The organism is Pseudomonas sp. BF-R-30 (assembly GCF_019956175.1).
Taxonomy (GTDB): Bacteria; Pseudomonadota; Gammaproteobacteria; order Pseudomonadales; family Pseudomonadaceae; genus Aquipseudomonas; species Aquipseudomonas jessenii.
In genome coordinates this window covers 176,764-193,648 of the sequence record NZ_JAHBDE010000011.1, presented here as the reverse complement: position 1 = coordinate 193,648, position 16,885 = coordinate 176,764, and the positions used below count along the sequence as shown (strand labels likewise).

General features: G+C 60.5%; 15 protein-coding genes. 9 read left to right on the top strand and 6 right to left on the bottom strand.

The annotated features are described in order from the left end of the window. The first annotated feature begins 59 nt into the window (after positions 1-59). The 5 genes from epd to fba all read left to right on the top strand — a co-directional run bounded on the left by epd (position 60) and on the right by fba (position 4,267). On the top strand, positions 60-1,112 hold the full coding sequence (gene epd, locus KGB20_RS07660; RefSeq protein WP_057716543.1) for an erythrose-4-phosphate dehydrogenase: 1,053 nt from the start codon (positions 60-62) through the stop codon (positions 1,110-1,112). A gap of 12 nt (positions 1,113-1,124) precedes the next feature. Then, positions 1,125-2,288: a phosphoglycerate kinase gene (locus KGB20_RS07655; RefSeq protein ID WP_057712964.1), complete on the top strand. Its 1,164-nt coding sequence runs from the start codon at positions 1,125-1,127 to the stop codon at positions 2,286-2,288. 35 nt (positions 2,289-2,323) lie between these two features. Further along, positions 2,324-2,545 (top strand): hypothetical protein, encoded by a 222-nt coding sequence (locus KGB20_RS07650; RefSeq protein WP_150813772.1) that lies wholly within the window; start codon positions 2,324-2,326, stop codon positions 2,543-2,545. Between the two features lie 56 nt (positions 2,546-2,601). Continuing rightward, on the top strand, positions 2,602-2,934 hold the full coding sequence (locus KGB20_RS07645; protein ID WP_154909910.1) for an MliC family protein: 333 nt from the start codon (positions 2,602-2,604) through the stop codon (positions 2,932-2,934). Positions 2,935-3,202: 268 nt separating this feature from the next. Then, complete coding sequence (gene fba / locus KGB20_RS07640; RefSeq protein ID WP_007981624.1) at positions 3,203-4,267, top strand: class II fructose-bisphosphate aldolase; 1,065 nt, start codon at positions 3,203-3,205, stop codon at positions 4,265-4,267. A 193-nt stretch (positions 4,268-4,460) separates the two neighbouring features. Here fba and KGB20_RS07635 read toward each other — a convergent pair whose 3' ends face one another. Further along, positions 4,461-5,129: a polysaccharide lyase family 7 protein gene (locus KGB20_RS07635; protein WP_150813775.1), complete on the bottom strand. Its 669-nt coding sequence runs from the start codon at positions 5,127-5,129 to the stop codon at positions 4,461-4,463. A gap of 323 nt (positions 5,130-5,452) precedes the next feature. Here KGB20_RS07635 and KGB20_RS07630 point away from each other — a divergent pair, with 323 nt between their 5' ends. Genes KGB20_RS07630 through KGB20_RS07620 form a run of 3 tightly spaced genes read left to right on the top strand, consistent with a single transcriptional unit; the run spans position 5,453 to position 8,444 of the window. Beyond that, the gene (locus tag KGB20_RS07630; protein ID WP_154909909.1) at positions 5,453-7,576 is read left to right on the top strand and encodes a putative bifunctional diguanylate cyclase/phosphodiesterase; all 2,124 of its coding nucleotides are present in this window, start codon (positions 5,453-5,455) and stop codon (positions 7,574-7,576) included. Positions 7,577-7,621: 45 nt separating this feature from the next. Beyond that, positions 7,622-8,110, top strand: a complete 489-nt coding sequence (locus KGB20_RS07625; RefSeq protein ID WP_057712969.1) for a YgjP-like metallopeptidase domain-containing protein — start codon at positions 7,622-7,624, stop codon at positions 8,108-8,110. 37 nt (positions 8,111-8,147) lie between these two features. Further along, positions 8,148-8,444, top strand: coding sequence for a helix-turn-helix domain-containing protein (locus tag KGB20_RS07620; RefSeq protein WP_090178776.1), 297 nt, complete (start codon positions 8,148-8,150; stop codon positions 8,442-8,444). A gap of 126 nt (positions 8,445-8,570) precedes the next feature. Here KGB20_RS07620 and KGB20_RS07615 read toward each other — a convergent pair whose 3' ends face one another. Continuing rightward, positions 8,571-9,023: a GNAT family N-acetyltransferase gene (locus KGB20_RS07615; RefSeq protein ID WP_057712970.1), complete on the bottom strand. Its 453-nt coding sequence runs from the start codon at positions 9,021-9,023 to the stop codon at positions 8,571-8,573. Between the two features lie 258 nt (positions 9,024-9,281). On the opposite strand from KGB20_RS07615, the gene KGB20_RS07610 reads away from it, so the two are divergent. Continuing rightward, on the top strand, positions 9,282-10,019 hold the full coding sequence (locus tag KGB20_RS07610; protein WP_150813777.1) for a substrate-binding periplasmic protein: 738 nt from the start codon (positions 9,282-9,284) through the stop codon (positions 10,017-10,019). Between the two features lie 156 nt (positions 10,020-10,175). Here KGB20_RS07610 and yccS read toward each other — a convergent pair whose 3' ends face one another. From yccS to mdtD, 4 genes are all read right to left on the bottom strand, one after another. Next, positions 10,176-12,359 (bottom strand): YccS family putative transporter, encoded by a 2,184-nt coding sequence (gene yccS, locus KGB20_RS07605; protein ID WP_154909908.1) that lies wholly within the window; start codon positions 12,357-12,359, stop codon positions 10,176-10,178. A gap of 243 nt (positions 12,360-12,602) precedes the next feature. After that, positions 12,603-13,781, bottom strand: coding sequence for an NAD(P)/FAD-dependent oxidoreductase (locus tag KGB20_RS07600; RefSeq protein WP_154909907.1), 1,179 nt, complete (start codon positions 13,779-13,781; stop codon positions 12,603-12,605). Positions 13,782-13,934: 153 nt separating this feature from the next. Beyond that, complete coding sequence (dbpA, locus tag KGB20_RS07595; protein WP_235863953.1) at positions 13,935-15,272, bottom strand: ATP-dependent RNA helicase DbpA; 1,338 nt, start codon at positions 15,270-15,272, stop codon at positions 13,935-13,937. A gap of 105 nt (positions 15,273-15,377) precedes the next feature. Beyond that, positions 15,378-16,826 (bottom strand): multidrug transporter subunit MdtD, encoded by a 1,449-nt coding sequence (gene mdtD / locus KGB20_RS07590; RefSeq protein ID WP_223532187.1) that lies wholly within the window; start codon positions 16,824-16,826, stop codon positions 15,378-15,380. Positions 16,827-16,885 lie beyond the last annotated feature (59 nt).

Sequence of the window (16,885 nt, the reverse complement as noted above, 5' to 3'; positions counted from 1 at the left end):
GAAGACGGTGGTTCGGTCAACGCTGCGATGACAGATTCACCACGGTAATCGAGAATCCCATGCCTCAACCGCGTCCCTACAAAGTTGCACTCAACGGCTACGGCCGGATTGGTCGTTGCGTCTTGCGTGCGTTGTTCGAGCGAGGCGAAAAGGCCGGGTTCGAGATTGTCGCGATCAACGATCTGGCGGACATGGCCAGTATCGAATACCTGACACGCTTTGACTCCACCCATGGCCGGTTCCCCGGCGAAGTGAAGGTCGAGGGCGATTGTCTGCATATTAATGGCGACTGCGTGAAGGTCCTGCGCAGTGCCACCCCCGAAGGCATCGATTGGGCGTCCCTGGGCGTCGATCTGGTGCTGGAGTGCTCCGGCGCTTATCACACTCGCGAAGACGGCCAGCGTTTCCTCGACGCCGGCGCCCCGCGTGTGTTGTTTTCCCAGCCGATGGCCAGCGAGACGGACGTTGACGCGACCATCGTCTACGGCGTGAACCAGGACTGCCTGACCGGCGACGAATTGCTGGTGTCCAACGCGTCCTGCACCACCAACTGCGGCGTGCCGCTGTTGCGCCTGCTGAATCAGGCCATTGGCCTGGACTACGTGTCGATCACCACCATTCACTCGGCGATGAACGATCAGCCGGTCATCGATGCCTATCACCACGAAGACCTGCGCCGTACCCGTTCGGCGTTCCAGTCGGTGATTCCGGTGTCCACCGGTCTGGCGCGAGGTATCGAACGCCTGCTGCCGGAACTTGCCGGACGAATTCAGGCCAAAGCCGTGCGGGTGCCGACGGTCAACGTGTCCTGCCTCGATATCACGATGCAGACCGCCACCGCGACCGACGCCACCGAGGTAAACCGGATCCTGCGCGAAGCCGCCACCAGCGGCCCGCTCAAAGGCCTGCTGGCCTACACCGAGCTACCCCACGCAAGCTGTGATTTCAACCATGACCCACATTCGGCGATCGTCGATGCCAGTCAGACCCGCGTTTCCGGCCCTCGGCTGGTGAACATCCTGGCCTGGTTCGACAATGAATGGGGTTTTGCCAACCGAATGCTGGACGTTGCAGAACACTATCTGCAAACAGCAACTTCAAAAAAACCGTAGGAAGTGCGACCCATGACCGTGTTGAAGATGTCCGACCTCGATCTGCAAGGTAAGCGCGTATTGATCCGCGAAGACCTCAACGTTCCAGTCAAGGACGGTGTTGTCACCAGCGATGCGCGTATCCTGGCCTCGCTGCCGACCATCAAGCTGGCCCTGGAAAAAGGCGCGGCCGTGATGGTCTGCTCGCACCTTGGCCGTCCGACCGAAGGCGAGTTCTCGGCCGAGAACAGCCTCAAGCCAGTCGCCGACTACCTGAGCCGTGCTCTGGGTCGTGAAGTGCCGCTGGTGGCCGATTACCTGGGCGGTGTTGACGTGAAAGCGGGCGACATCGTGCTGTTCGAAAACGTGCGCTTCAACAAAGGCGAGAAAAAGAACGCTGACGAACTGGCCCAGCAATACGCCGCCCTGTGCGACGTGTTCGTGATGGACGCCTTCGGCACTGCTCACCGTGCCGAGGGTTCGACCCACGGCGTGGCCAAGTTCGCCAAAGTCGCTGCTGCTGGCCCGCTGCTGGCCGCTGAACTGGACGCACTGGGCAAAGCCCTGGGTGCCCCGGCCCAGCCGATGGCGGCTATTGTTGCCGGCTCCAAGGTGTCGACCAAACTCGACGTGCTGAACAGCCTGAGCCAGATCTGCAACCAGTTGATCGTCGGTGGCGGCATCGCCAACACCTTCCTGGCCGCTGCCGGTCACCCGGTCGGTAAATCCCTGTACGAGCCGGACCTGCTGGACACCGCTCGCGCCATCGCCGCCAAGGTCAGCGTACCGCTGCCAGTGGACGTAGTGGTTGCCAAGGAATTCGCGGAAAGCGCCGCTGCGACCGTCAAGCTGATCGCTGACGTCGCTGCCGACGACATGATCCTGGACATCGGTCCGCAGACCGCGGCGAATTTCGCCGAGCTGCTGAAGTCGTCCAAGACTATCCTGTGGAACGGTCCGGTCGGCGTGTTCGAATTCGATCAGTTCGGCAATGGCACCAAGGTGCTGGCCCAGGCCATCGCGGACAGCGCGGCGTTCTCCATTGCCGGCGGTGGCGACACCCTGGCGGCCATCGACAAGTATGGCGTGGCAGAGCAGATCTCCTACATTTCTACCGGTGGCGGTGCGTTCCTCGAATTCGTCGAAGGCAAGGTCCTGCCAGCCGTGGAAGTCCTGGAAAGCCGGGCCAAGGCCTGAAGGTCGCCCGTTTGACCAGGCAAGGGAGTGTTGACATGGTCAAGACGTTAGCGCTGTTGATCGTCGCGGGTTCACTGGCGGCTTGCGGGAGCAGCCCGAAAGCCACGCCGGAACCCGAGGCGCCTGCGTCGCGCAACGGCTGTTATCAGGCCGACTGGCAGGCGGAAACCAACCCGGTGCTCAACAAGCGCTCCGGGCCCGAGGGCCTGGACAAATACGAGACCCGGGCACCCGCCAAGGAACATGGCTGCCCTTGACGGGTCTGACTCTTTACTCAGGGCTGATGGCATGCGCCGTCGGTCGAGGGACATGGATGAAAGGTTTTATCGCCGTTACGGCGCTGGCGCTGTTGGCAGGTTGTGCTCAGTTGAACCCGTTCCAGTCGTCCGCGCCTGTGGATAACTGGACCACCTGGACCTGCGACAGCCAGGCCAAAGTGCTGTGGCGCTACACCGACGAAAGCCTTAGGGAAGTCGACGTGCGCCTGGGCGGTGCCGATCAGGTCTACCGCTTGAAACAGGAGCCGGGTGCATCGGGTTCGCTGTACAGCAATGACATGCTGGCGTTTCACATAAAAGGTGAAGAAGGGCTGGTTTACTGGGTCGCCACCAATGATTTGATTGGCCGCGGTTGTAAGGCGCAATAACTGAAACACCACGGACCCCATGTGGGAGCGGGCTTGCTCGCGAAAGCGGTAGATCAGCTTGCATAAATGTTGAATGTTAAATCGCATTCGCGAGCAAGTCGAAACGTCGCACCGCCGCTCCCACAGTTGTTTTGTGTCGTGATTGAGATTGATGCAACACCGAATTCGCAGCCCGGGCTCAACCCCCGATCTGCAATAACTTGAATAGCCGCCGCCGCTACGGCAGGCTGGCACGATTAACGACCCTCAACCGGGAGAGATATACACAATGGCACTTATCAGCATGCGCCAGATGCTGGACCACGCAGCCGAGTTCGGCTACGGCGTTCCAGCCTTCAACGTCAACAACCTTGAGCAGATGCGCGCCATCATGGAAGCCGCTGACAAGACTGACTCCCCGGTGATCGTCCAGGCTTCGGCCGGTGCTCGCAAATACGCCGGTGCACCGTTCCTGCGTCACCTGATCCTGGCAGCCATCGAAGAATTCCCGCACATCCCGGTGTGCATGCACCAGGACCACGGCACCAGCCCGGACGTCTGCCAGCGCTCCATCCAGCTGGGCTTCAGCTCGGTGATGATGGACGGCTCCCTGGGTGAAGACGGCAAGACCCCGACCGACTACGACTACAACGTCCGTGTGACCCAACAAACCGTAGCCATGGCTCACGCCTGTGGCGTTTCGGTAGAAGGCGAGCTGGGCTGCCTGGGTTCGCTGGAAACCGGCATGGCCGGTGAAGAAGACGGCATCGGCGCCGAAGGCGTCCTGGATCACAGCCAGATGCTGACCGACCCGGAAGAAGCCGCTGACTTCGTAAAACGCACTCAGGTGGATGCCCTGGCCATCGCCATCGGCACCAGCCACGGCGCCTACAAGTTCACCAAGCCGCCTACCGGCGACGTGCTGGCCATCGACCGTATCAAAGAAATCCACAAGCGCATTCCGAACACTCACCTGGTGATGCACGGTTCGTCTTCGGTTCCGCAAGAGTGGCTGGCGATCATCAACCAGTACGGCGGCGACATCAAGGAAACCTACGGCGTACCGGTTGAAGAAATCGTCGAAGGCATCAAGCACGGCGTGCGCAAAGTCAACATCGACACCGACCTGCGCCTGGCGTCCACTGGCGCAATGCGTCGCCTGATGGCCACCAACCCGAGCGAGTTCGACCCACGTAAATTCTTCGGCGCCACCGTCACCGCCATGCGCGACGTGTGTATCGCTCGCTACGAAGCCTTCGGTACTGCCGGCAACGCTTCGAAAATCAAGGCGATCTCGCTGGAAGGCATGTATCAGCGTTACCTGAAAGGTGAGTTGAACGCCAAGGTCAACTAAGCCTTTCGCGTTTGAGCCCCATAAAAAACCCGCCGAGACAGGCGGGTTTTTTATGGGCGATGATCCAGGATCGACGCGGTCAGTGTGGGAGCGGGCTTGCTCGCGAAAGCGGTGTGTCATTCAACATTAATTTCGTCTGACACTACGCCTTCGCGAGCAAGCCCGCTCCCACCAGATCAACAGTGCCTCGATATCAATTGTTGTGATCGATATCCAGCTTGCTGAAGGTCACTTTGCCGCCTTCAGTGGTGTACCCGGTGTTGTCCTGTACATAGACCCCGGCCTTGAAATACAGCGGTTTGTCACGCCAGGTTGTGCTGATTTGCGTATCCCATTGATAACCTGCCGCGCTGATGCCCAAGGCGCCACCGGGGCTGAGGTGAATGAGGTAGTTGAACTCCTGGTCGAGTTTCACCCCCGTCGCAACGATGATCACCCGGCCTGTATCGTCATCGGGATGCATCCGGACCTTGGCGACGATATTGCCGGTGCCTGTGCTGGTCTTGTATTGGTATTCAACCTTCACCAGAGGTTTCTGGCTTTGATAGGCATGGATCTGGCCGATGACGATTTTCCCGGAACTCGGCACCTGGTTCACTGCCAGAGTGGCATACAACAAATTGTCGGCTTCCGGGTAATACCAGTTTTTCAACGTGCCGTTGCTGTAGGTTTCACGCAATTCGGTACGTGGGTAAATTGCGTTTTCGGTACGGGAGCCGGTCACGGGCGACCAGAAAAACAGTGTGCCGGTGTCGGAATGGAAGTATTGATCCTTGAAACCGTCCACCAGTTTGGCGGTTTCGACGGTGTACGGCGGGCTGCCAACGGGGACGCTGAGGTTCCAGGTTGCAAGATCGATCATGTCGGTTCTTCCACTTGATTCATGCTGCACGGACGTGCCAGAAGCTCTAGCCCGCACCTTCGGGGGCGGCCTTTATAAGCGTAGCGGGAGATTTTGTTAATGCCCGTCTGACGGGTGGCTGACGTCAACATCCTGTCGAAGCGACATCTTTCCCGGTTTCCATCGCCTGAACCATCGACCGTTAGTCGGTAAAAAGACACTATGATTAAATGATGGCTTACTGACACCTTCTGCTTTTGCAGAACCGGGTCTAGAGTGAAGGCGCAGTATGTGTCCGGTTTTCACGAGAAACCGGCCTGACACCCCGCAATTAGAGAAGCAGCATGGAATGCGCGCAACCCACGCCAGTAGAAGGCGGCTCAACCCTTTTAGTCGTCGACGATTACCCCGAAAACCTGATCAGCATGCGCGCGTTGTTACAGCGCCAGGGCTGGCGGGTCATTACTGCCACCTCGGGTTTCGAGGCCCTCGGCTTGTTACTTGAGCACGATATCGACCTGGTGCTGCTGGACGTGCAGATGCCGGACATGGACGGGTATGAAGTGGCGCGCCTGATGCGCGGTAGCCAGCGGACCCGTCTGACGCCGATCATTTTCCTGACCGCCAACGAACAGTCCCAGGATGCCGTGATCAAGGGCTATGCCAGTGGTGCGGTGGATTATCTGTTCAAGCCGTTCGACCCACAGGTCTTTACGCCCAAGGTCCAGGCGTTGCTCGAGCACCAGCGTAACCGCCGGGCCTTGCAGCGACTGAGTCATGATCTGGAAGCGGCTCGTGCCTTTAATGCGTCGGTGCTGGAAAACGCAGCCGAAGGCATTCTGGTGTTGGGTGAGGACGGTCTGATTCGTTTTGCCAATCCGGCGATGTCACGGTTGCTCAATGCCACGGTGCAGGAACTGCAAGGCAAGGAGTTTCTGGACTACCTGCAAAAACCGCATATCCCGATCTGGGCCGATTCCGAGTTGCTGGCCGGATACAAACGCGGCGAAACCCTGCGCCTGCACGATGCCCTGCTACGTACGGCGCCCGGGCAGCAAGTGCCGGTGGCCTTGTCCTGCGCGCCATTGCCCGCCGAGCAACATGCGATGGTCGTGACCGTGCTGGACATGTCGGTGGTGCGCCATCTGCATCAGCAACTGGAGTTTCAGGCGGTCACCGATCCGCTGAGCGGATTGCTCAACCGCCGGGGTTTCTACCAGACCGTAGAGAACCTGCTGTTGCGCGGTGAGCGTTCCGACAGCTCCTGGGTTTTGATGTATCTGGACCTCGACGGCTTCAAGCGAGTCAATGATTCGCTCGGGCACGATGCCGGCGATCGGGTGCTGCGCTGGGTCTCCGAACAGTTGAAGGCTTGCCTGCGGCCCTTCGACACTCTAGCGCGAATGGGCGGCGACGAATTCACCGCGCTGCTGGATCTGGAGTTCCCCGAGCAGGCGGCGAAGATTGCCGAGAAGCTCATCGAGCGAGTGTCGATCTGTCAGCAGATCGACGGCCTCGATATCGCTCTGGGTGCCAGCATCGGCATTGCCACGTTCCCTGATTGTGGCGCCAATCTCGACGGGATGATGCGGGCGGCCGACATTGCCATGTACGAGGCCAAGCGTGCCGGCCGCCAGCAATATCGCTTCTACGATCATGAAATGAACGGCCGGGCGCGCACGCGGCTGATGCTGGAAGAAAGTGTGCGCACGGCCATCGAGAACCGGGATTTCAATCTGGTGTATCAGCCTCAGGTTGCGATTGCCGACGGGCGGATTCGTGGCTTCGAGGCCTTGTTGCGCTGGCAGCATCCGAGCGTTGGCGATGTCCCCCCGGGGCTGTTTTTGCCATTGCTGGAGGAGGCGCGACTGATCAGTCGCCTGGGCAGCTGGATTTACCATCGCGGCGCCGGGCAACGCAAAGCCTGGGAGTCCCTGTTTGCCGAGGACCTGGTGCTCGGCGTCAGCTTGAGCAGTACGCAGTTCGGCATGCCCAACCTGGTCACCGAGTTGCGCCAGGTGCTGGAGCGTCATGGCCTGCAACCGCGTCACCTGGAAGTCGAGGTCACGGAAGAGGCCTTGATGCACAACCCCGAAGAAACCCGCAAGCAGTTGCGCCTGCTGCACAACCTGGGCGTACGAGTGGCATTGGATGACTTCGGGGCCGGACTCTGCTCCCTGACGCACTTGCGCGACCTGGCGCTGGATACTCTGAAGATCGACCGCCATTTGATCGCCCGGTTGCCGGATTCGGCAAGGGATGCGGCGCTGGTGCGCAGTGTGATCGACCTGTGCAAGCAGTTCGGGATGTTGGTGATTGCCGAAGGGGTGGAAACCGTCGCTCAGTATGAATGGCTGCAAGCCAACAGCTGTGAATATGTGCAAGGTTTTCTGGTAGCCCGGCCCATGATGGCCGAAGACGCCGGGGTCTTTGTCCAGCCGTTCGACTGGAGCGCGCTGCCCCGCTGAATTCGCTACACTGGCGACCTTTTAGTGACCTGTATTGCCGCCCCGATGACCGTGTTGAAATATCTCCAGGCCTATCCCGCCACCTTGCAGGATCAGGTGCGCCAGCTGATCGCCGACGGTCGGCTGGGCGATTACCTGAACCAGCGTTACCCGCAAAAGCACGGGGTGCAGAGCGACAAGGCGCTGTACACCTATGCTCTGGACCTCAAGCAGGAGTACTTGCGTAACGCTCCGGCCATCGACAAGGTGCTGTTCGACAACCGTCTGGACCTGACCCACCGTGCCCTTGGCCTGCACACCACGATTTCACGGGTGCAGGGTGGCAAGCTCAAGGCCAAGAAGGAAATCCGCATCGCTTCGCTGTTCAAGGAAGCGCCTTGCGAGTTCCTGAAAATGATCGTGGTGCATGAGCTGGCGCACTTCAAGGAATCGGACCACAACAAGGCATTCTACAAACTGTGCGAACACATGCTGCCGGGTTATCACCAGGTGGAATTTGATGTGCGGGTGTACCTGACGTGGCGGGATCTGTAGGAGCTGCCGCAGGCTGCGACCTTTTAAGGAGCATTGGATGGACGTGAGCAAGACCAAGAGCAGCTTCTATCGCCGGTTGTACGTGGCGTACTTGATCGACAGCGGGCTGGCCAGCAGCGTCCCGGCGCTGACCGAAGTCACCGGTATGCCCCGGCGCACGGCACAGGACACCATCGCGGCGTTGGCGGATCTGGATATCATTTGTGAGTTCGAGCAGGAAGAGGGCGCGCGCAACCATGCAGGGCGCTATCGGATTCGCGAGTGGGGTGCGATCGATCGCGGGTGGATCGAGCGCAATCTGCGGCAGATCAAGGCGGTGCTGGAGTATCCCTGAAATCTTTCAGTGATTTAACCGACGCCTTCGCGAGCAAGCCCGCTCCCACATTAGATCAGCAGTGAACACAGGTTTCGTGTGCGATAGATCTCAAATGTGGGAGCGGGCTTGCTCGCGAAGAGGTCCTTAAGGGCGACGCATGCCAATGTGTGGAATGCCATCCTCGACATATTCCTCACCCGCCACGACAAACCCGTACCGCCCGTAATACCCCTGCAAATGCGCCTGGGCCGAGAGGTAGACCGGCAGACCGGGCCAGTATTTTTCGATCTGTTTGAGTGCCTGTTCCATCAGCTCATGCCCCAGCCCGGCACCGCGTGCCTGGGGTGCAATGATCACCCGCCCGATCACCACATCGCCGCCCTGTGATTGCGGGTCAAGCAGGCGCAAGTAGGCCACCAGCCGGTTACCGTCCCAGGCCATCACGTGGAGGGTGTCACCTTCCAGATCCTGGCCATCGATATCCTGGTAAACGCATTTCTGTTCTACGACGAACACTTCTGCACGCAGCTGCAAAATGGCGTACAGCTGCTCCTTGCCCAGGTCGCTGTGGTGTTTGCAGATCCAGTCGACTGTCATGTTTTGATTCCCTGAAAACGTCGTTCCGATACTAAGCGCACTCACGCCAGAAGTCTTTATGGCGGAAGAATCTGTGACAAAGGCCAAAATGCCATCATTCATTTTTCGCGCGGATGTCTTCTTTGTGTAATCTGGATCGAAGCGCTGTGCTATGGCTTCGATGAGCGAATGTTGAGTACCCGGGCCTTGCCGGTACAGGGGCCTTGGGGTTTTGGCTGAAAACACGTCGGGCAAGCCGCCCGCTAAGGATTTTCTGGCATGCCGCGATTGCATCGAGCTTTGGCCTTGATTGGATTGCTGTTGCTGGTTCAGGGAGCGGCGGCAGAAAAACTGCGGCTGGTCGCTGATGCCTGGCCCCCCTTTACCGATTCCACGCTCGTCAACGGTGGTCTGGCGACGGATATTGTCAGTACCGCGCTCGCCAGGGCTGGCTACGCCAGTGATTTCGAACAGGTGCCCTGGGCACGGGCCTTGATGGGATTGGGCGAGGGCCGATACGACGTGCTGGTCAACGCGTGGTACTCGGAGGAGCGGACCAGGCTTGGCCAGTTCTCCGGCGAGTACCTGCTCAATCGCGTGCGCTTTCTCAAGCGCAAGGACGCGCCCATTGAATTCAATAACCTGCAGCAATTGCACACCTATCCGATTGCCGTGGTGCGTGGATACGCCTATTCGCCCCCGTTCGACAACGACGAGTCGTTGCAGAAAGTCCCTGTGCACAGTTTCGCCATGGCGGTGCGCATGCTCGCGGCGGACCGGGTCAAGCTGACGCTGGAAGATGAATTCGTCGCCCGCTACTACCTGGCCCGTGAGTCACCCAAGGTGCGGAACGCCGTGGAGTTCCTGCCCAAGGCATTGAGCGAGAACAGCCTGCATATCATCGTCAGCCTGAAGAATCCCGAGCATGCACGGATCGTCGCCGGTTTCGACCGCGAGATCGCGGCCATGAAGGCAGACGGGAGTTATGACAAGTTGATGAAACGGCATGGGATGTGAGTGGGTTGAGCCAGTTTCTGTGTTGTTGCTGATGGCCTCATCGCGAGCAAGCTCGCTCCCACAGTAGATCTTCAGTCGACACAAGTTTTGTGAACACCAGAGCCCCCTGTGGGAGCGAGCTTGCTCGCGATGAGGCCCGCCCAGACACCACAGATCTCAATCCTCACTGGTGTCCTTGATCAGATGTGCCGCCAACGTCCTCAGCGGCCCCAACTGCCGGCAGATCAGCGCCAGTTGCGTCTGCACCAACCGCTGCCCCTCATCGATTTCATCAGGCATCTGTTCCAGTTCATTGGCCAGTGCTTCTTCTTCATCGCTCTGAATTTCAATCGAAGACTTGCTCGCCAGCCCTTGGGCGATCTCGTCGATGCTGGCGGCCAGTTTCACTCCGGCCCCTTCGATCAAATGTTCACGCACGGCCGTCGGCAGTTGGGTTTCCCGGTGCGCGCCCAGGCCCGACAGGTAACTGAGTAGCGTGTGTGACAGCACCAGGAAGCGGAAGCCCACATCCGCCTCCTTTCGGAAATGTCCCGGCTCCATCAGCATGTTGGCCAGTGTGGTCGACAGTGCCGCGTCGGCGTTGTGCGCGTTGCGGCGGGCCAGGCGGTAAGCCAGGTCGTCGCTTTTACCCGCAGCGTATTGCTGCATGATCTGGCGCAGATAAATGCTGTTGCAGGCCAGGGTGTTGGCCAGCACTTTGTTCAGGCGTCGGCCCTGCCAGTCCGGCAGGAACAGGAACACCGCCAGCCCGGCAATCAGGCTGCCGAGCAAGGTATCGAACAACCGTGGCAGGAACAGTCCATAACCGTCACCTACCTGGTTGAAGCAGAACAGCACCATCAGGGTGATTGCCGCCGTCGCCAGGGTGTAGCGGGTGGTGCGGTTGGTAAAGAACACCACCCCGGCGGCGATGGCGAAGCATGACTGGATCAGCGGGTTCGGGAACAGGTCGAACAGCGCCCAGGCCAGTGTCAGGCCAATGGCGGTGCCGATGATCCGTTGACCGAGTTTGCGGCGAGTGGCGCCGTAGTTCGGTTGGCAGACGAACAGCGTAGTGAGGATGATCCAGTAGCCTTGGGACGGGTGAATCAAATGCACCATGGCGTAGCCGATGCTCAAGGCCAGGGGCAATCGCAGGGCATGGCGGAACAGCAGCGAGGTCGGCGTCAGCTGCGTGCGCAAGCGAAGCCACACGTCCTTGAGGCTGCGCGGCGAACGGTCGAGCAGGCTGCTGTCGGTGGCGTCGGCCAGGGCGTCGGGGTTACTGGCATCGCTGAGCAGGCGGTCGAGGGTGCCGAGGTTGGCCGCCAGTGCCCGCAGTGAACGCAGCAAGCCGCGCCAGGCCGGGTTGCTCTGGATGCGCAGGTGTTCGAGAGAGGCATCCAGGTCGCTCAGGGCCTCGGCGAAGCTGGCGTCATAGGTGAACGGCTGGCGCATCTGGATCGATTCGGCCAAGGCCCGGCAGGCCTTGCCTTGCTGGCGCAACAGGCGCTGGCAGCGGAACAGCACGTCGCTGTGGAAGAAGGCGTCGGCCAGGGCGTTGTACGGGTAGTGCGACGAACTGGCACGCTCGTGGATGTCCTGGGCGAGGAAGTACAGTTTGAGGTAGCGGCTGACTTTCGACCCCGGGCGCCCGTTGCCGACCCGGTGCAGGATGATCTCCTTGGCGGCGTTCAGTGCCGCCACCACCCGGCCGTTCTGTTGGGCCAACTCCAGGCGCCGCGCCTCCACGTCCATCTGCCGGATCGGCTCGAACAGCGAGGATTTGAGCTTCAGGTAAAAGCCCAGCTCGCGAAACAGCCGCGCCAGGCTCTGCTGCACCGGCTGATTGGAAAACAGCGCCTGCCACAACACCGACAGCAAGCCGTACCAGGCAGCACCGGCCACCAGCAGCATCGGCTCGTGCCAGACGTCGGTGACCGCACCGCCACGCTGGTCCACGCCGATCATGGTGTAGACCGAAAGGATCAACGTCGCCGAGGCAATCGCGCCATAGCGCTCGCCGAGGGCGCCGAGCATGGTCAGGCAGAACGCGGCCAGGGCGAAGGCGATGATAAACAGCGGGGGGTAGGGGAAGAGCAGTTCGACGGAGAGGGCGGCGACCGCGAAACACACCAGCGTCACCGCCAGTGCGTTGAGACGGCCCTGCCAGCTGTCGTCGGTCTCGGCCAGGGCACTGGCGATGATCCCCAGGAACAACGGGATCAGAAGGCCCATTTCATCCTGATACCAACACAGCGCCATGGTGCCGGTCAGGGCAATGAATACCCGCACGCTGTAGCTGAACTTATCCAGCGCCCAAAGGCGACGCAGAGACTGGCGGAACGAAGTCGATGACATGAAATGCGAAGGCCTTCCGAGGCAATGACGCTAAATTGAGCCACTAATGACGCCGACGCAATGGCGTCGATCACATCAGACAGCAAAATCTGTTCCTTCCTTGTGTGAATACAATCTGCAAATCATCACAGATCCAATGTGGGAGCGGGCTTGCTCGCGAAAGCGTCCTTTCAGTCAACATTGATGTTGAATGTTATGGCCCCTTCGCGAGCAAGCCCGCTCCCACATTTTGATTTGTGTTCGTCAGACGTACTGCGCAGCCGCGTAGCCCGATGCCCACGCCCACTGGAAGTTGAACCCGCCCAGATGCCCGGTCACGTCGAGCACTTCGCCGATGAAGTACAGCCCCGGGCTTTTCAGCGATTCCATGGTCTTGGACGACACTTCATTGGTGTTGACGCCGCCCAGGGTCACCTCGGCGGTGCGATAGCCTTCGGTGCCCGCCGGCACGACTTTCCAGCTCGCCAGTTTTTCCGCGATATCGGCCAGTTCCGCGTGGGTGTACTGCTTCATCGGTTTGGAGACGAACCAGTTGTCCGCCAGCAGGTTGGCCATCTTCTTGGTGAAGATTTCCCCAAGCAGGGTTTTCAGCTCGCTGTTGGGACGTTCGGCCTGTTGCTGTTGCAGCCAGCTCGGTACGTCGTGATCCGGCAGAAGGTTGATCTCGACGGTATCGCCGGATTCCCAGAACGACGAGATCTGCAAAATCGCCGGGCCGCTGAGGCCGCGGTGGGTGAACAGGATGTTCTCGCGGAAGCTCTGGTCGTTGCAGCTCACCAGGCAATCCACCGACGTACCGGACAACTCGGTGCACAAGGCTTTGAGCTGATCGGTAATGGTGAACGGCACCAGGCCGGCGCGGGTCGGCAGCAGTTCGTGGCCGAACTGCTTGGCCACTTGATAGCCGAAACCGGTGGCGCCCAGGGTCGGGATCGACAGGCCGCCGGTGGCGATCACCAGGGATTCGCAGGTGATTTGGTCAAGCGTCGTGTCCAGCAAGTAGCCTTTTTCAAGCCTCTCGATGGTCTGGATCGAGGTGTCCAGGTGCAGGCTGACGCCGACCTGATCGCACTCGTTGAGCAGCATTTCGAGAATGTCACTGGATTTGTTATCGCAGAACAACTGGCCGAGTTTTTTCTCGTGGTACGGCACGCCGTGCTTGGCCACCATGCCGATGAAATCCCACTGGGTATAACGGGCCAGGGCGGATTTGCAGAAATGCCCGTTTTGCGAGAGGAAATTGCCCGGCTCGGTGTACATGTTGGTGAAATTGCAGCGGCCACCGCCCGACATCAGGATTTTCTTGCCGGCCTTGTTGGCATGGTCGAGCAGCAACACCTTGCGCCCGCGCCCGGCGGCGGTCAGTGCACACATCAACCCTGCGGCGCCAGCGCCAATGATCACGACTTCGGTAGAGCGCAAAACGGTGTCCTCTTGATGTATCACCACAAAACCAATGTGGGAGCGGGCTTGCTCGCGAAAGCGGTGTATCAGTCACCTGATAGATCGACTGACAGATTGCATTCGCGAGCAAGCCCGCTCCCACAGGGGATCTTCGTTGGGTCGAAGATCGTTTTACAAAATGCGCACGCGCAACGAACGGCCCTTGATCTTGCCGTCGTTCAGTCGCTGCAAGGCCTGCTTGGCGACGCCGCGCTCCACGGCCACATAGGCCTGGAAGTCGAAAATCGCGATCTTGCCGACCTGGGCACCGGGGATGCCGGCGTCACCGGTCAGTGCGCCAAGAATGTCGCCCGGACGAACCTTGTCCTTACGGCCGCCAGCGATGCACAGGGTGCTCATCTGCGGCAACAGCGGACCACCACCCTTGGAGGTGAGGTTGTCCACCTGATCCCAGGTCAATGGTGTCTTCTGCAATTGCTCGATAGCCTGGGCGCGCTGTGCTTCGGACGGCGCCACCAGGCTGATCGCGAGGCCTTTCTCACCGGCGCGGCCAGTACGGCCGACGCGGTGAATGTGGATTTCCGAATCACGGGCCAGCTCGACGTTGATCACCATGTCCAGCGAGTCGATGTCGAGGCCGCGGGCGGCGACGTCGGTAGCCACCAGTACCGAAGTACTGCGGTTGGCGAACATCGCCAGCACCTGATCGCGGTCACGCTGTTCCAGATCGCCGTGCAGGCCGACGGCGGAAATGCCTTTGGCGGTCAGGTGATCGACGGTTTCCTGAACTTGCTGCTTGGTGAAGCAGAAAGCCACGCAGGAGGCCGGACGGAAGTGGCCAAGCACCTTGGTCACCGCACTCATGCGGTCATCCGGGGAAATCTCGTAGAAGCGCTGCTCGATCTGCGTGTCGTCGTGGAACGCCTCGGCCTTGACCTGCTGCGGGTTGCGCATGAACTTCGAGGCCAACTGCTTGATGCCTACCGGGTAGGTAGCGGAGAACAGCAAGGTCTGGCGACGTTCCGGGGCCTGCATGATGATTTCTTCGATGGAGTCGTAGAAACCCATGTCGAGCATGCGGTCGGCTTCGTCGAGGATCAGGGTGTTCAGGCCGTGGAGCACCAGCGAGCCCTTGCGCAGGTGCTGCTGGATGCGCCCCGGCGTGCCGACGATGATGTGCGCGCCGTGTTCCAGCGAAGCGATCTGCGGGCCGAGGGACACGCCGCCGCACAGGGTCAGGACCTTGATGTTGTCTTCGGCACGGGCCAGGCGACGGATTTCCTTGGCGACCTGGTCGGCCAGCTCGCGGGTCGGGCACAGGATCAGCGCCTGGCAACCGAAGTAACGCGGATTGATCGGGTTCAGCAGGCCGATGCCGAACGCGGCGGTCTTTCCGCTGCCGGTCTTGGCCTGGGCGATCAGGTCCATCCCCTTGAGGATCACCGGCAAGCTTTGCGCCTGGATCGGCGTCATCTGGGCATAACCGAGGGAGTCGAGGTTAGCCAGCATGGCGGCGGACAGCGGCAAAGTATTAAATTCGGTGGCGATGGTGGTCACGGGACTGGCCTGCAAAACAAAATGTCGCGCAGTGTACCAGCCCGATGGCCATTCGCCCTAAGGCTCTATGTGTTCTTCCGGACGTTTGACTCGCCGTCCGTCATTCCGTGACAGCTGGGAAAAGATCGTCGCGGCCAGCATTGCCATGATTCCAACCGTCACAAACGTCAGTTGAAAGGCGCCCAAAACCGTGTCCACGCCGTCATTTCCGATCTCGGCCGTGAACCCGCCGAGCAATGCACCGGCGCAGGCTACCCCCAGACTCAGTGACAATTGCGCGACCACCGACAGCAGGCTGTTGCCGCTGCTGGCGCTGGCATCGTCGAGGTCGATCAGGGTCACGGTGTTCATCGCGGTGAACTGCAAGGAGTTGATCGCGCCAAGGATCGCCAGCTGGCACAGCAGCAGCCAGTACGGCGTCTGCTCGCTGACCAGGCCCATGCTCGCCAGCATGATCCCCAGCGCCAGGGTGTTGCCGGTGAGCACGATGCGGTAACCCAGATGTTCGATCAGCGGCCGCGCCACCCACTTGGCGATCATCGCCGCCGCCGCCAGCGGCAGCATGCTCATCCCGGCCTGGGACGGCGAATAGCCCAGCGCCACTTGCAGCAGCAACGGCACCAGAAAGGGCAGGGCGCCGCTGCCGAGGCGGGCGAACAGGTTGCCGAGAATGCCCACGGCAAAGGTCCGGGTCTTGAACAACGACGGCGCAAACAACGGATTCTCGATATGCCCGGCACGCAGCCAGTACGCCGCCAGGCATGCCATGCCGCCGAACAGCAGCAACATCACCCGCAGGTGCGGCAGGTGCAGTTCGCCCAGGCCTTCCATGGCGATGGTGATCAGAATCATCGCCGCGCCGAACAGCACAAAGCCCAGGCTATCGAAACGGGTGCGCTCGGTGCCGCGCAGGTCCGGGATGAACTTCCACACGGCGTAGCAACCGACCAGCCCCACCGGCAGGTTGATCAGGAATATCCAGTGCCACGTCAGGTATTGCACCATCCAGCCGCCCATGGTCGGGCCGATCAACGGGCCGAGCAGCCCGGGAATGGTGATGAAGCCCATGATCCGCACCAGCTCCGAGCGCGGGTAGGCGCGCAACACCACCAGCCGCCCGACCGGCAACATCAGAGCACCGCCCAACCCTTGAATCACCCGCGCGCCGATCAGCATGCTCAGGCTGCTCGACAGGGCGCAGAGCAGTGAGCCAAGGCTGAACAGCAGGATTGCGCTGAAGAAGATCTTCTTGGTGCCAAAACGGTCGGCGATCCAGCCCGAAGCGGGAATCAGCAAGGCGACCGTGAGCATGTAGGCGATGATCACACCCTGCATGCGCAATGGGTCTTCGGCCAGGTCGCGGGCCATGGCCGGCAGGGCAGTGTTGAGAATCGTCCCGTCGAGGGACTGCATGAAAAAAGCGATGGCTACGACCCACGGCACCCAGCGGGCTGTGACGGCGTCGAGAGGCGGGCGGTTGGGCATGGGACCTCTTGTGGTGGTCATGTAACCGGACCCTGTGGGAGCGGGCTTGCCCGCGAAGGCGGTGGGGCAGTCAACATCAA